Consider the following 13,718-nt stretch of genomic DNA (forward strand, 5'->3'; position numbering starts at 1 on the left):
GGACGACCGGCCCCGTGTGCACGTCGAGTGCCCCCACGGGCGGGCGTCAACCGGCCGTCAACTCGTCCGCCACCGCTGGTCGGGCAGGAACCGCACGTCGTAACGTCCGGGCACGGTCGCGAACTTCTCTGGTTCCGGCACAAGGGGCTCGGCCGGCAGCCCGTGCCCCGTGGTCGGGGCGCCGAGGGTTTCGAAGAACCGCTCGAAGGTGCCGCCCGGTCCGGCCGCGACGCCGACGACCTGACTGTGGTGGCGCTCCATGCGGTAGGCGTGCGGACAGTTCTTTGGCACGAAGCCGAAGTCGCCCGGCGTGAGCAGTTTCTCCTGCTGAACGCCCTCGGTGTCCTCCACGAACAGCCGCACCGCGCCCTGGGTGACGTAGAAGACCTCGTGCGTATCGGGGTGCAGATGGGCGGGGATGAGGTCGCCCTTCGGGCCTTCGACCGTGAAGAAATTGAAGGCGTTGCCGGTCTGCTCGCCGCCGGCGTAGATGGTGATCAGGTCGCCGAAGAGATGGGCCCGGTCCCCCTCGCCCTTCTCGATGAAGTACGGCTTGCCCGGGTCAGCGGGTATGCGCGAGGCGGCCCGGTACCGGGTGGCGTACTCGATGGTCATGGCGTCTCCAAGGTGAGGTCGGCGAGTCCAATGTCAGGCAGCCTGACACTAAACTGGGTGCGCGGGCAAGTGACGCCCGGCCGTCAGCCACCCTCGTGAGGATCAGATGCACTCCACCCACCGCAGCCTCCCCCAGCTGCTCACCGAAGCCCGGCGCTGGTTCGAGGAGGGCCTGCTCACGGCGATGGAGGCGACGGGGGCCACCCCGGTGTCGCCGACCCAGGCCCAGCTCTTCGCCGTCCTCGACGAGGACGGCACGACCGTCTCGGAGCTGGCGCGACGCATGGGAGTCACGCGGCAGACCGCCCATCAGGCGGTGCACGGTCTGGTCGGCGCCGGGCTGCTCGTCCAGTCCCCCGACCCGGACTCGGCCCGGCGCCGGCTCATCCGCCGCACCCCGGAGGGCGAACACGCACACCGCCGGGCCACGGCCGTCCTCGACCGCCTCGAGGAAGACCTCGCCGAACGCATCGGCCGGGACACGGTCGACGCGTTGCGCGCGGCTCTGGAGACCCCCTGGGGCGAGCCCCCCACGCCGCGGCGCCCCGGGCATCCGGTCCGCCCGGCGCAGAAAACGCCGGAGACAGAATGACGTGCGCCCACAGCAGCTGAGAGAGTGCGGAAACACCCGGCTGGGCGCTGGGGACCGAGGTTTTTGGTCCTGGGTCCGAGGCTAGGGGGTGTCTGGTGGATCAGGGTCGGTCAGGGCGCGGCGTCTGGTGCGGTGCATCGCAAGGCGCCGGAGCGTCTCGATAGCGGAGCTATCGGGGCGATTCGGCAACGCCGCGAGGTGCCGTGCCAGACGCCGCGCCCCCCGGCCACGGTCCACCAGACACCCCCTAGGTCCTAGGCCCTAGGTCCGAGGTCCGGACACGGGTGTACGCGGTGATGACCAGGGTCCGGGCATGCGAAAGGCCATCCTCTCCAGCGAGAGAATGGCCTCCGACCTGCTCAAAGCATGGTCGGGACGACAGGATTTGAACCTGCGACCCCTTGACCCCCAGTCAAGTGCGCTACCAAGCTGCGCCACGTCCCGATGCCCGTCTGACCTGGGGTTTCCCCCGGCCGTTCGTGCATGAGAACAATACCGCACTTCCCCGGGTGGTCACGAACCCCTTTGCCGAACGCCCCCGACGCCCCCCGACACCCCGGCGACCGCGCGGCCGGCCCGGCGCGCGCGGGCCCCGGCCTCGCCCCTACCGCTGCCCCCGCTCGAAGTACGCCACGAGGTCCGGATCCAGGCGCGGCACCTGGCGCGGGACGCCGCCCGCCCGCAGGGAGGCCGTGGCCTCGTAACCGGCGGCGACCGCCATCCGCGCGGCCACCGGCGAGGTGTCGGTGGCGCCGCCCTCCCGCACGAAGCGCAGGAACTCGTCCACGATCAGCGGATCGGCCCCACCGTGCCCCCGCTCGTCCCCGTCCTTGATCTCGTACGTCTCGTCGGGCTCGGCCCGGTAGGCGGAGCGGCGCGAGTTCCAGACCTTCACCAGGCTGCCGGGACCGTCGCCGAAGTTCTCCAGGCGGCCCGCGTCGCCGATGACCGTGTAGTTGCGCCAGTAGTCCGGGGTGAAATGACACTGCTGGTACGAGGCGAGGACGCCGTTGTCCAGGCGCATGTTGAGCAGCGACACGTCCTCGATGTCGATCACCGGGTTCAGCGCGCGCTGGGTGGCCGGGGGCCAGTGGCCGTCCTTGGTGTACCAGTCATCGGTCTTCGGCTCGCCCGGGGCCCTGCGGTGCGGGCTGTCGCCGTAGACCATGAGGTCGCCCATCGCCTGCACGTCACGCGTGTAGCCGCCGGAAAGCCAGTGCACCACGTCGATGTCGTGCGCCGCCTTCTGCAACAGCAGGCCGGTGGTGTAGCGGCGCTCGGCGTGCCAGTCCTTGAAGTACCAGTCGCCGCCGTACCCCACGAAGTGACGCACCCAGACCGTTTTGACGGCGCCGATGACACCCCGGCCGATCAGGTCGCGCATCATCCGCACCACGGGCATGTGCCGCATGTTGTGGCCCACGTAGAGGCGGGTGCCGGTCTCGTGGGCCGTGCGCAGGATCTCGTCGCAGCGCTCCACGGTGATGTCCAGGGGCTTCTCCACGAACACCGGCTTTCCGGCGCGCAGGGCGGCGCGGGCGAGGTCCGCGTGGGTGTGGTCGGGGGTGAGGACGAGCACGGCGTCCAAGTCCGCGGCCCCGGTCACCTCACGGTGGTCGGCGCCGACGCGCGCGCCGGGGAACGCGGCGGCGGCCGCCTCCCGGGCCCGGGGGTCGGGGTCGGCGACGGCGGCGACGACCGCGCCGCGTCCCGGCCGGTGCGCGATACGGGCGATGCTGCCGCGCAGGCCGTATCCAATGGCGCCGATACGGAGGTCGGTCATGTCACCTTCCTTGTGGTCCAGGGGAGTTGGGGCAAGTGCCCGCACCGACCGGGCGCGAGGTGCGGGGTGCGGGGTGCGGGGTGCGGGGTGCGGGGTGCGGGGTGTGAGGTACGGGGCCCCCGCACCGACCGGGCGCGAGGCGCGAGGTACGGGGTGTGAGGTACGGGGCCCGAAGTACGAGGCGCGAGGTACGAGGTGGCGGGTGCCAGGGCGAGGTGGTCGGCCCGGGTTCGCCCCTCGGTGCCGCGCGGCGTCCGCGCCGGAACGCGCACCTCGCGGCTGCCACCCGGGCGCGTACCCCACGCGCTGTCCGCGTCGGCGCCGGCCATCCCTCCGCACGCGAACCCCGGGCCCCAGAAGCACCGTCCAGCACCCCGCTCCGCCCCGCGCGATGGCCGGATTCCTCACCATTTCCCCACACCTCGGGGGCGGCCCGCCCACGCGAGCGCGGCGACCACCCCGTGCCTCCGGAGCGCGTGAGGAGAGCGAGTGTCCGGATGTGACCGGTCGGCGGCCGGAGCCCGACGGCGCGCGACGAGCACGGTCAGGGAGGCGTCCGGTTCCACATCGCACACTCCCCCGCGCGCCCCGCACAACCTTCGCGCCCCCTTCACGCCGGTCCGTGCCCCAACGCGCCTCCCCCTGGGGCAACCGAAAAGACACCGCCAGGGTCCCACAGCTGGACCCGAACCGTCCCCTTCCCCTTCAGGACCAAGTACGCCCTCGATCATGGGCGGACGGCCCGCCCGGGCCGGAGGGCCCGTGCCGACGCGCGGACGCGCCGCGCCACCCCTGACCCGCCCCCGCGCAATCGACCTCCGCCGTCCCCACACCCCTCCACCGCCAGCGGGCCCACCGACAAAACACCAGGTCAGATGGGCAGACAGGCGGCCGCAGCCCCCTCACGACCCGGCGCACAGGACACATACGCCCGGCGCGGCACGCCGACGGGTGCGCTCGGCCCGCCACCCCCCGCCACCCCGGGAGCGCAAGGGTGCTGGTGGGGGCGGTGGCGTGGGCCCCGTTCATTCACCCACACGCGTGAAAAAGAGTCCGTTTGCGTCAGATTCGAAGCTGAATCGGTTCTGCACTTGTTCTCAGATGTCACGTCCATGCTCATCCGATTCCGCTTGCTGTCCCTCAGTGCCACGTGGCCACGAAACTTTTGCCGTGGGCATGTGGCAGAAACGTGTGTGAAGGGGATGCAATCGACTGGGACCGGACGGGGCCGGGTCGCACACAACACATCGCCATCCAACGTCAACTCGGCTGCTTCTGGCCAACGTTGGCAAGAAATGGCACAGGAACCGATGGCGAACCACACCAGGAGCTGGGGAGCCACAACTGGAGAGGCCGGCCCCTTCAGGACGGGACCACTGCCGATGCACCACCTGCCGGGGCCACCCACGGCAGGCGTTTCGCGGAGGAGGCTCGCGGATGCACGGATACGTCAACAGCCGGCCGTACCAACAACTCAGGGAAGACGTCAGGCACTTCGCGGAGAGCGAGGTGAGGCCCCGGATAGCCGAGATGGAGACGGCCCGCACCGTCCAGCACGAGCTGTCGCGGCTCATCGCCCGCCAGGGCTGGATCGGCGCCACCGTGAGCCCCGCGTACGGGGGCATGGGCGTCGGCCACCTCGGCAAGACCATCATCATCGAGGAGCTGTCGCGGGTCAGCGGCGCGATGGGCGCCATGGTGCAGGCCTCGCAGCTCGGCGTCGCCAAGATCGTGCACTTCGGTGACGAGGAACAGAAGAAGAACTGGCTTCCGGCGGTCTGCGCGGGCGACTGCCTTCCGACGATCGCCGTCACCGAGCCCGAGTCGGGCGGCCATGTCCTGGGGATGGCCGCGAGCGCGGTCCGCGATGGCGACGACTACATTCTTCAGGGCCGCAAAGTCTTTGTGGGCAATAGCCATGTCGGCGATCTTCACGGAGTGATCCTGCGCACCGGGCCGGGCTCCCACGGGCTCTCGGCCTTCCTTGTCGAGTCCGACCGGCCCGGCTTCTCCCTGGGCGAGCACCGGCCGGCGATGGGGCTGCACGGCTTCAGTTTCGGCGAGGTCCGTTTTGACAACTGCCGTATTCCGGTGGCCAATCGGCTCGGCCAGGAGGGCGAAGGCCTCGCCGTGGCGTACTCCTCGAGCGTGCTGTACGGGCGGGCCAATCTCACCGCCGTGTCACTGGGCATTCACCAGGCGATCCTGGAGGAGACCACCAAGTTCTGCCGGGAACGCATTCGTTACGGCAAGCCGTTGTACGAACTGCCCAACATCAAAATCAAGTTGGGACAATTGCAGTCCCGGGTGATGACGGCGCGGCTTGTGGCCTACCACGCGGTCCAGATGCTCGACCAGGGGCTGCCCTGCGATGCCGAACTCATGAACGCCAAGGTGGTCAACGTCGAGTCGGCTCTGGACTCGGCGCGCAACGCCATGGAGATCCACGCGGCGGCGGGCCTGTTCACCGACCGTCCCATCGAGAGGTATCTGCGCGACGCCCACCACATCTTCGCGCCGGCCGGCACCTCGGACGTCCAGCTGCTGCGGCTGGCCGAGGTGGCGCTCGGCATGGCGAAGGGGCAGTGGTCGCAGCGGCTGTCCGACCGGGTGCGCCTCGAAGAGCCCGCACCCCTGCGCTGATTGTCACCGCGCGCGAGGACGTCAGAAACCGCCGTCCTCGCGCCGGTGGATCTGCTCGATCAGCTCCGCCGCCATGGACTTGATCGTTTCGAGCCCGGCCCTGCCCCAGGGCCGGGGTTCGGTGTCCACCACGCAGATCGTGCCCAGCGCGATGCCCGTGCGGTCGATCAGCGGCGCCCCGAGATAGGACCGGATGCCGATCTCGTCGACGACCGGGTTGCCCGCGAACCGCGGGTAGTCGCACACGTCCTCCAGGACGAGCGCCTTGCGTCGGACCACGACGTGCGGGCAGTACCCGTGGTCGCGGGCCATGATCCGGCTCACTCCCCCGGCGCCGACGGCCGCCGCGCCCAGGTCCGAGCCGGTGTGGGCGCCCTGGGGGGTGTGCAGGCCGGCGAAGAACTGCTGGTTCTCATCGATGAAGTTGACCATCGAGAAGGGGGCGCCGGTCACCTCGGCGAGCTTGTGGGCGAACTCGTCGAAGGCGGGATCGGGCAGTCGCCCCATGCCGAGCTGGCGCAGCCGCTGCACGCGGGCCGGCGCCTCCCGGTCGACGGGGGTGAGCAGCAGATGTCCGGTCGGGTCGTACGTCATAGTCAGGCTCCATGGCTGGTGGCTGCCGGGACGGTGGCGAGCAGATGCTGGACCAGGGTGACCAGCGTCCGGATGCCGGAGCTGCCGATGCGGGCGTCGCACAGCACGACGGGGACCTCGGGTTTGAGGTCTATGGCGGCCCGCACCTCCTCCGGGTCGTAGCGGTACGAACCGTCGAACTCGTTGACGGCGACCAGGAATTGCATGCCCCGCCGTTCGAAGAAGTCGACGGCGGCGAAGCACGCGTCGAGTCTGCGGGTGTCGGCGAGGATCACCGCGCCGAGCGCCCCTTCGGACAGCTCGTCCCACATGAACCAGAACCGCTCCTGGCCGGGCGTGCCGAACAGATAGAGCACATGGCGGTCGTCCAGGGTGATGCGGCCGAAGTCCATGGCGACCGTGGTGGTGGTCTTGGACTCGACCCCTTCGAGGCTGTCGTGCGCCACGCTGACCGTGGTCAGCAGCTCTTCGGTGGAGAGCGGTTCGATCTCGCTGACCGCTCCGACAAAGGTGGTCTTGCCGACCCCGAACCCGCCCGCGACGAGGATCTTCAGCGCGGTCGGGAACAGGTCCACGGCGTCCCGGTCGGGGCGGGTGTCACAGCCGTCGTCGTAGGCCATCGAGCACTGCCTCCAGCAGAGATCGGTCGGTGGGCGTGTGAGTGAAGCGGGGGGCCCGTGCGGTCACCGCCCCGCAGTCCACCAGATCGGACAGGAGCACTTTGGTGACGACGGCCGGCAGCCGCAGGTGGGCCGAGATCTCCGCCACCGATGTGGGTCCCTTGCACAGGCCGAGGGCCTGTGAGTGCTCGGGGCCCAGGTGCATCAGGGGAGGAGTGCCGGTCGCCATGACCTGGGAGAGCAGATCGAGCGTGGCGGTCGGCCTGGTGCGGCCGTTGCTCACCGTGTAGGGGCGGATCAGCCGCCCGGCCGCGTCGTCGAGCCACGGCCCGTCCTGAGGGGCCGCCACCGTCAACTCCTCAGACCGCTCGGTGTTCCGGCGCTCTGCCTCGCGGGCGTCACCAGGTAGGGACGTACGCTCTTGACGAGCATGGCCATCTCGTAGCCGAGCACGGCGGCGTCCGCCTCCCGGCCGGCGAGTACGGCGAGACAGGTGCCGGAGCCGGCCGTGGACACGAACAGCAGGGTGGAGTCCAGCTCCACCACCACCTGGCGCACCTCGCCCCCGTCGCCGAAGCGCGCCCCGGCGCTGCGGCCCAGGGAGTACAGGCCCGAGGCGAGGGCCGCCATGTGGTCGGCGCTGTCGGTGTCCAGACCGTGCACGGATTTGACCAGTCCGTCACAGGAGAGCAGAACCGCGTTGTGGGTGTAGGGCACCCGCTGGACAAGACCGCTCAGGAGCCAGTCGAGGTCCGAGACGTGTCCGGTCGGCGCATCGCTCGCCATGGTGCATCTACTCCTTGGAGTGTTCGGCGTCAGTTTCCGACTGGAGCGCCTGGGGGGACTGGTGGGTCGGCTCTGCGAAGTGGTGCTGCTGTGCCTCCGCGAGCCCGATGCCGCGCTGGAACGCGGCCATCAACCCCGGGTCGTGCAGGGTGTGTTCGTCGTTCCTGCGGGGCGCGGGGGCGTCGCGCAACTGGGGCACCAGGTGTTCCTGGCTGCGGCGCCGGGGCAGATCGGGGCGGCCCATGGTGCCGCGCACGGCGGCGCTCTGGTTTCTCGGCGCGCTGGAGACACGCGGTTCGGCGCTCTCGCCGGTCATGCCCGTCATGCCGGTCGCGCCGTGGTGGATGCCGGGGGGCGCGGCGGCGGGGTTGGGCCGCTGCGGGTCCGCCCCGCGCACGGGGAGCGGTCCGTTGCCGTGCCCCGCCGTGGTCGGCTCCGCGCGGTGCTGCCGGGGCGACGGCACCGGATCCTTGGGGAGCCGCGTCGCGGGGGCGGGGGCTGGGGCGGGATCCGGCGGTACGGATGCGGACAGCGGCCTCGCGCGCTCTGCCTGCGCCGGGTCGAAGGCCGGTTCCGAGTGGGCCGGTTCGCGGTGGGCCGGCTCCAAGTGGGCCGGCTCCCGGTGGGCCGGTTCGCGGTGCGTGGGCTCCAGGTGGGCCGGTTCGCGGTGGGCCGGTTCCAGGTGGGCCGGTTCGGCGTGGGCGGGGAGCGGGGCGGGGGCCGGCGCGGGAGCCGGGAGCGCGGGGCTCGCCTCGGCGGCGCCCGCCGGCCCGCCGGACGCCTTCGCCCCGGAGACCTGGCCCGCGCCCTCCCGCGCCTCGCTCCGGCCCGCCTGCGCGTCGGAGCGATGGTGCTGGTCGCCCTCGCCGGACTCGGCGCCCAACAGGTCCTGCGGCAGCACCAGTACGGCCTGTACTCCCCCGTAGATGTTGGTCCCCAGGCGGACCGCGATGCCGTGCCTGCGGGCGAGCGCGGAGACCACGAACAGTCCGATGCGGCCGTCCTGTAGGAGGTGGGCGACGTTGACCTGGTCGGGGTCGCACAGCAGGGCGTTCATCTTGTTCTGCTCGGTGACGGGCATCCCCAGGCCCCGGTCCTCGACCTCCACGGCGAGGCCCGCCGTCACGAACTGGGCCCGCAGCAGGACCTGGGTGTGCGGGGCCGAGAACACCGTGGCGTTCTCGACGAGTTCGGCGAGCAGGTGGATCACGTCGGCCACGGCGTGGCCGCGCAGCGTCCCGTCGATCGGCGGGACGAGCTTGACCCGGGGGTACTGCTCGACCTCGGCGATCGAGGAGCGCAGGACCTCCGTCATGGTGACCGGATGCGACCACTGGCGCCGGGAGATGGCGCCGCCGAGCACGGCCAGGTTCTCGGCGTGCCGGCGGATGCGGGTGGCCAGATGGTCGACGTGGAAGAGGCCCTTGAGCAGTTCGGGGTCCTCCACCTGGTTCTCCAACTCGTCCAGGAGCTGGATCTCGCGGTGGACGAGGGATTGCAGCCTGCGGGCGAGGTTGACGAAGACCTCGACCTTCTGTTCGTTGCCGACGCTGCTGGAGAGCTGGGACGCCTGCACCACGGCGGCCACGGCCGCGTCGTGGGAGCGGGTCAGCTCGTGCGCGAGCAGTTCGAACGCGTCCGCGCCCGGCGGCAGTTGGGCCGGTGCGCGGCGCGCGGGCGGCCCTTCGCCGCGGCGCAGCGCCTCCACGACCGTACGCAGGTCGGCGGCCGACCGCGCGCTGCCGCGGCGCAGTCCGTTGGCGCGGCCGAGGACGGACTTGGCCACCCGGTCGGCGCCGATGCCCGCCGCGACCAGCGCGGCGATCGCCAGCACGGCGAGCCCCGCGAGCAGCGCCCAGAGCCCGAGGGAGGGGTGCTTGCCCGTGGAGTGCAGGGTGAAGGCGACCGCGGCCGCGCCGCATAGGACCGCGACGGTGGCGGGCAGCACGGCGGCGCGCAGCAGTTGGGGTCGTATGCGGGACTCGTGCGGCGGGCGGGGCCGTTGGGGCGCCGGGGCCCGGCCCGCCGGGTCTTTGCGGCCGGCGTCGGCGGGGGCGTGCGGCCGGGTGGCGTTACGGCCGTGCCGCCCGCCCTCGCGGCGGTCCGGCCGCGCTGCGGATGCGCGGAGATGTGACATCGGCGTCCTCGGTGCGTGGGGTGCCATGGATCACTTCGGCAGGCCCGACACGGCTGCCGCAAGGCCCACGTTGCTCGTCGGCGCCTCACCGTAGTAGCCAATCCATCACCCTCGGTGCGCAGTTGGCAAACTTCCCCGGACGGCGTCCCACTCTGGTATGACGCCTCGTACGGCCGACCGATATCGGGCAGGGGCGCACGCCGTCGTTGCCCCTGCCCGACCGGTCGCGGGGTGCCTTCTCAGCCGCGGGGTACCTTCTCAGCCGTCCGAACCGGGCAGCGTCGTCGTGGTCAGCGTGCCGGCGGGGACCCCGGCGAGCGCGCCCTCGATCGAGTCGCGCCAGACGGGACCCGCGAGGGTGCCGCCGAATGCCTGGCCGACGACCGTGCCGCCGATGCTCTGGCCGTCGAGGTCGTGCGGGCTCTTGGTGTCGCTGACCACGGCCGCGCCGGACAGCTCGGGTGTGTAGCCGGCGAACCACACCTGCTTGCTGTCGTCGGTGGTGCCGGTCTTGCCCGCGCTGTCACGGTCGGTGAGCCCGGCGGGCTTGCCGGTGCCGTCCTGGACGACGCCCAGGAGCATGGTCGTGACGGTGTCGGCGGTCTCCGGCGACATCACCTGGTGGCAGTCGGCGCCCGGCACCGGGATGCTGGCGCCGTCGGGCTTGGTCACCGAGGTCATGGCGACAGGGGTGCAGTAGGTGCCGTGGTTGGCGAAGGTCGCGTAGACGTTGGCCATCTCCAGCGGCGTCAGGTCGTTGCTGCCCAGTGTGAGCGAGGGGACGACCTGCAATTTGGTGCCGCCGGCCTGGGCCTTGATGCCGAGCGAGTTGGCCATCTTCGCCACCTCGCACAGCCCCGTGTCCGCCTCCAGCTCCGCGAAGTAGGTGTTGACGGACTGCGCCATGGCGTCCGGCATGGCGAACGGCCCGACCAGGGAGTGGCTGTCGTTGTGGACCTCGCCGTTCTCCGGATAGGTGTTGCCCGCGCAGTCGGACATCGCGGGCCAGGGCATGGAGTACGGCGCCGGGTACTTCTGCGACGGGCTCGTGCCCTTCTCCAGCGCGGCGGCCGCCACGATCGGCTTGAACGTGGAGCCGGTCGGGAAGCCGAGGCCGCCGCCCATCTTCGTCCCGACGTTGAGGTTGATCTCCGTCTGGTGCGCGCCCAGGCCGTAGTCGCGGCTCTGGCCCATCGCGACGATCTTGCCGGTGCCCGGCTGGACGAGGCTCATCACGGCGGCGGCGTCGTCCGTGGTGTACGCGTGCGAGGTGACCGAGTCCTGGAGCGACTTCTGCGCCTTGGGCGACAGCGTCGTGTGGATCTTCAGACCGCCCCTGCTCCACAGCGCGCGCCGCTCGGCGGCCGTCTTGCCGAAGGCCGGATCGCTCAGGACGGTCCGGTGCACGTAGTCGCAGAAGAAGCCCTCGCCGTGGTGAGCGGTGATGCAGCCCTGGCGCGGCGCACTGATCTTGAGCTGGATCGGAGTGGCGATCGCCTCCTGGGCCTGGGCGGAGGTGATCGAGCCGTATTCGGCCATCTTGCTCAGCACGGTGTCACGGCGCTGCTTGGCCAGGGCCGCGTTGCTGACCGGGTCGTACATGGAAGGCGACTGGACGAGCCCGGCCAGCAGGGCCGCCTGCGGAAGGCTCAGGTCCTTGGCGTGCACGCTGAAGTACCGCTCGGAGGCCGCCTCGATGCCGTACGCCTGCTCACCGAAGAAGGTGATGTTGAGGTAGTTGGTGAGAATCTGGTCCTTGGGCAGCGTCTGCTCCAGCTCGATCGCGTAGCGCAGCTCCTGGATCTTGCGGCCGAGGGTCTGGCGCTGGGCTTCGAGCACCGCCTTCTGGTCGCTGCCCGCCTGCTCGACGAAGACGTTCTTCACGTACTGCTGGGTGAGGGTGGAGGCGCCCTGGGCGACGCTTCCGCTGGCCGCGTTCTTGTTCAGCGCGCGCAGTACGCCCTGGAGGTCGACGGCTCCGTGCTGGTAGAAGCGGTTGTCCTCGATGTCGACCAGTGCCTGGCGCATGACCGGCGCGATCTGGTCACCGGGTATGACGGTGCGGTCACGGTCGTAGACGGTGGCGATGAGCCCCCCGTCGGCGTCGTAGATCTGCGACGCCTGCGACAGCGGGGGCGTCTTGAACTCGTCGGGCAGACTGTTGAAGCTCTCCGCGGCGGATTTGGCGCCCACCCCCAGCGCACCCGCCACCGGCAGCGCGATGCCGGCGGCCATCGCGCCCGCCAGGACACTCACTCCGAGGAACCGAAACGTACGACTGAGGGCGGATCCGGATCCATCCGGACGGGAACGCGTGAAGGGCATACGGCGAAACATACGCAGTACACCTATGAATCACATCAAAGAATTATGTACGAGGAGTCGATCCGGCTGCCGGGGCGGGTGGCCGGATATAGGTGAGGGTGTGGTGGGAGACCAGCCTCCCCTCGGTGTCGGTCGTCTCGGCGGTGCCGTAGACGATCAGGCGGCCGGCGCGGACGATGGTCGCCTCGCACATCAGATCGGTGCGTGCGGGACCGAGGAAGCTCGTGGTCATCTGCTGCGTGACGCTGGGGTCGTCCGCGCCGGACAGCGACATGATGGCGATCCAGCAGGTCACGTCGGCCAGCGTCATGGCGCACCCGCCCTGGAGGACGCCGCCCGGCCGGAAGAGCTCGGGGCGCTGCGGCAGCGCCACCTTGGCCCACCCCTCTTTGAGAGCTTCGACCCGGAACCCCCACCAGGGCCCGAAGGGGCTGCTGTCAAGAACCGCTTGAGCCGCCGCGACATCCATCACCGGGGGAACATAGCACCGGATCTCGACGGCGGCGTGCGTGAGTCCGACGACGTCGAGTTGGTCCGCTTGGGTACGTCAACTGGCGGCTTGCATAAGGCAGTTACGCGCTGGCGTACGCTCAAGTGACACTGACGTGACCGCGCTCCCGGCCTCCACCTAGGGCCGCCCCACCTGGGACCGCCTCACGCGGGACCACCCTCGCCGAGCAGGGGCCTCAGATGGTCATGGGCCCACGCGGCGAGCGTGGTCGGGGTGGTGGTCCCCACGGTGCGCGGCTGTTCGGGTACGAAGTCCTCGCGCAGGCCGGTCGACATGCCGATGACGGCCACGACCAGGCCTTCGGTCATCCCGGCCCGCCGGAGCTGGGCGCGCATCGCGTCGTCCGTGACGCGCTCGACGCCGATCCGCCGCCCGGTGGCCGCCGTCAGGATGCCGGCGACCTGGTGCCAGGTGAGGTCGGCGGGGCCGTGCACCGCCTGTACGCACCGGCCCGACCAGGCCGGCGAGAGCAGCCGCCCGACGGCCACCTCGGCGATGTCGCGGGGCGCGACCCAGGCCATGGGCTGGTCGAGCGGCAGGATCACCTGGAGCTTGCCGGCCCGCAGGGCGTCGATCTGGAGGTCGAGGTTGGTGAAGAAGTAGCCGCAGCGCAGGTGGGTCACGTCGACACCGAGGCCGTCGAGAGCGCTCTCCGTATGGGCGAGACCGTCGATCTCGCCGGCGCCGTGCCGCTTCTCGGCGCCGACGCTGCTCTGGAAGACGACGCGGCCGATCCGGTTCTCGGTGACGGCGCGGACCACGCTCGCGGTGGCCCGCGCGTAGTCGGCGAGCGGGTCCTGGCCGCCGGTGGTCGGGTCCACCCAGAACAGCGCGTCCACGTCACGGGTGGCGGCGGCCACGGCATCGGCGTCGTACTGGTCGACCCGCACGGCATCGACCTCGCCCCGCACGTCCGGGGCGAGCCGTCCTGGGTCGCGCGCGAGGACGCGCGGCCGGACGCCGGCACGGATCAGGGCGGTGACGACGTGCCGGCCGACGTTGCCGGTCGGGGTGGTGACGGCGATCCGCATGATGTCCTCCCACTCGGTGGTCGTCCGCAGGATGGCCGACGGCGGCGGCAGCGCCCGCGACCAACACGAACCGCCTTCCCG

The 13,718-nt window shown here is 71.0% G+C and carries 12 protein-coding genes and 1 tRNA gene; 2 read left to right on the forward strand and 11 right to left on the reverse strand.

The genetic code is table 11. From position 1 onward, the window contains the following. Positions 1 to 57: 57 nt before the first annotated feature. Complete coding sequence (locus ACFYM2_RS05295; RefSeq protein WP_358993254.1) at positions 58 to 615, reverse strand: quercetin 2,3-dioxygenase; 558 nt, start codon at positions 613 to 615, stop codon at positions 58 to 60. 106 nt (positions 616 to 721) lie between these two features. On the opposite strand from ACFYM2_RS05295, the gene ACFYM2_RS05300 reads away from it, so the two are divergent. After that, the gene (locus ACFYM2_RS05300) at positions 722 to 1,207 is read left to right on the forward strand and encodes a MarR family winged helix-turn-helix transcriptional regulator (protein ID WP_388833508.1); all 486 of its coding nucleotides are present in this window, start codon (positions 722 to 724) and stop codon (positions 1,205 to 1,207) included. A gap of 367 nt (positions 1,208 to 1,574) precedes the next feature. Here the strand turns inward: ACFYM2_RS05300 and ACFYM2_RS05305 are convergent. Beyond that, positions 1,575 to 1,651, reverse strand: a tRNA-Pro gene (locus tag ACFYM2_RS05305). A 160-nt stretch (positions 1,652 to 1,811) separates the two neighbouring features. Further along, a complete protein-coding gene (locus tag ACFYM2_RS05310) occupies positions 1,812 to 2,990 on the reverse strand; it encodes a Gfo/Idh/MocA family protein (protein ID WP_388833511.1) in 1,179 nt (392 codons plus the stop codon). Positions 2,991 to 4,427: 1,437 nt separating this feature from the next. Between ACFYM2_RS05310 and ACFYM2_RS05315 the strand changes: the two genes are divergently transcribed. Further along, a complete protein-coding gene (locus ACFYM2_RS05315) occupies positions 4,428 to 5,633 on the forward strand; it encodes an acyl-CoA dehydrogenase family protein (protein WP_388833514.1) in 1,206 nt (401 codons plus the stop codon). A 21-nt stretch (positions 5,634 to 5,654) separates the two neighbouring features. Here ACFYM2_RS05315 and ACFYM2_RS05320 read toward each other — a convergent pair whose 3' ends face one another. The 8 genes from ACFYM2_RS05320 to ACFYM2_RS05355 all read right to left on the reverse strand — a co-directional run bounded on the left by ACFYM2_RS05320 (position 5,655) and on the right by ACFYM2_RS05355 (position 13,637). After that, positions 5,655 to 6,227 (reverse strand): GAF domain-containing protein, encoded by a 573-nt coding sequence (locus ACFYM2_RS05320; protein WP_358993266.1) that lies wholly within the window; start codon positions 6,225 to 6,227, stop codon positions 5,655 to 5,657. Between the two features lie 2 nt (positions 6,228 to 6,229). Next, the gene (locus tag ACFYM2_RS05325) at positions 6,230 to 6,847 is read right to left on the reverse strand and encodes an ATP/GTP-binding protein (protein ID WP_388833517.1); all 618 of its coding nucleotides are present in this window, start codon (positions 6,845 to 6,847) and stop codon (positions 6,230 to 6,232) included. Next, positions 6,825 to 7,196 (reverse strand): DUF742 domain-containing protein, encoded by a 372-nt coding sequence (locus tag ACFYM2_RS05330; RefSeq protein ID WP_350233716.1) that lies wholly within the window; start codon positions 7,194 to 7,196, stop codon positions 6,825 to 6,827. The genes ACFYM2_RS05325 and ACFYM2_RS05330 overlap by 23 nt, the downstream gene beginning before the upstream one ends. Before the next feature lie 2 nt (positions 7,197 to 7,198). Further along, entirely contained in the window at positions 7,199 to 7,633 is a 435-nt protein-coding gene (locus ACFYM2_RS05335) for a roadblock/LC7 domain-containing protein (protein WP_350233715.1), read from the reverse strand. A 7-nt stretch (positions 7,634 to 7,640) separates the two neighbouring features. Continuing rightward, entirely contained in the window at positions 7,641 to 9,770 is a 2,130-nt protein-coding gene (locus ACFYM2_RS05340; RefSeq protein WP_388833520.1) for an ATP-binding protein, read from the reverse strand. 258 nt (positions 9,771 to 10,028) lie between these two features. Continuing rightward, the gene (locus tag ACFYM2_RS05345) at positions 10,029 to 12,026 is read right to left on the reverse strand and encodes a transglycosylase domain-containing protein (RefSeq protein WP_388833524.1); all 1,998 of its coding nucleotides are present in this window, start codon (positions 12,024 to 12,026) and stop codon (positions 10,029 to 10,031) included. 112 nt (positions 12,027 to 12,138) lie between these two features. After that, positions 12,139 to 12,564 carry a PaaI family thioesterase gene (locus ACFYM2_RS05350; RefSeq protein WP_350234860.1) on the reverse strand — a complete coding sequence of 142 codons (426 nt, stop codon included), beginning with the start codon at positions 12,562 to 12,564 and terminating at the stop codon, positions 12,139 to 12,141. A 185-nt stretch (positions 12,565 to 12,749) separates the two neighbouring features. Beyond that, positions 12,750 to 13,637 carry an NAD(P)H-binding protein gene (locus ACFYM2_RS05355; RefSeq protein WP_388833526.1) on the reverse strand — a complete coding sequence of 296 codons (888 nt, stop codon included), beginning with the start codon at positions 13,635 to 13,637 and terminating at the stop codon, positions 12,750 to 12,752. Positions 13,638 to 13,718: the final 81 nt, after the last annotated feature.

This window comes from Streptomyces sp. NPDC006711 (assembly GCF_042869775.1).
Lineage (GTDB): Bacteria > Actinomycetota > Actinomycetes > Streptomycetales > Streptomycetaceae > Streptomyces.

What these genes read in the sequence shown, in the direction of transcription:
- ACFYM2_RS05295 (WP_358993254.1), bottom strand. Translation starts at nt 615, where the DNA reads ATGACCATCGAGTACGCCACCCGGTACCGGGCCGCCTCGCGCATACCC.
- ACFYM2_RS05300 (WP_388833508.1), top strand. Translation starts at nt 722, where the DNA reads ATGCACTCCACCCACCGCAGCCTCCCCCAGCTGCTCACCGAAGCCCGG.
- ACFYM2_RS05310 (WP_388833511.1), bottom strand. Translation starts at nt 2,990, where the DNA reads ATGACCGACCTCCGTATCGGCGCCATTGGATACGGCCTGCGCGGCAGC.
- ACFYM2_RS05315 (WP_388833514.1), top strand. Translation starts at nt 4,428, where the DNA reads ATGCACGGATACGTCAACAGCCGGCCGTACCAACAACTCAGGGAAGAC.
- ACFYM2_RS05320 (WP_358993266.1), bottom strand. Translation starts at nt 6,227, where the DNA reads ATGACGTACGACCCGACCGGACATCTGCTGCTCACCCCCGTCGACCGG.
- ACFYM2_RS05325 (WP_388833517.1), bottom strand. Translation starts at nt 6,847, where the DNA reads ATGGCCTACGACGACGGCTGTGACACCCGCCCCGACCGGGACGCCGTG.
- ACFYM2_RS05335 (WP_350233715.1), bottom strand. Translation starts at nt 7,633, where the DNA reads ATGGCGAGCGATGCGCCGACCGGACACGTCTCGGACCTCGACTGGCTC.
- ACFYM2_RS05340 (WP_388833520.1), bottom strand. Translation starts at nt 9,770, where the DNA reads ATGTCACATCTCCGCGCATCCGCAGCGCGGCCGGACCGCCGCGAGGGC.
- ACFYM2_RS05350 (WP_350234860.1), bottom strand. Translation starts at nt 12,564, where the DNA reads ATGGATGTCGCGGCGGCTCAAGCGGTTCTTGACAGCAGCCCCTTCGGG.
- ACFYM2_RS05355 (WP_388833526.1), bottom strand. Translation starts at nt 13,637, where the DNA reads ATGCGGATCGCCGTCACCACCCCGACCGGCAACGTCGGCCGGCACGTC.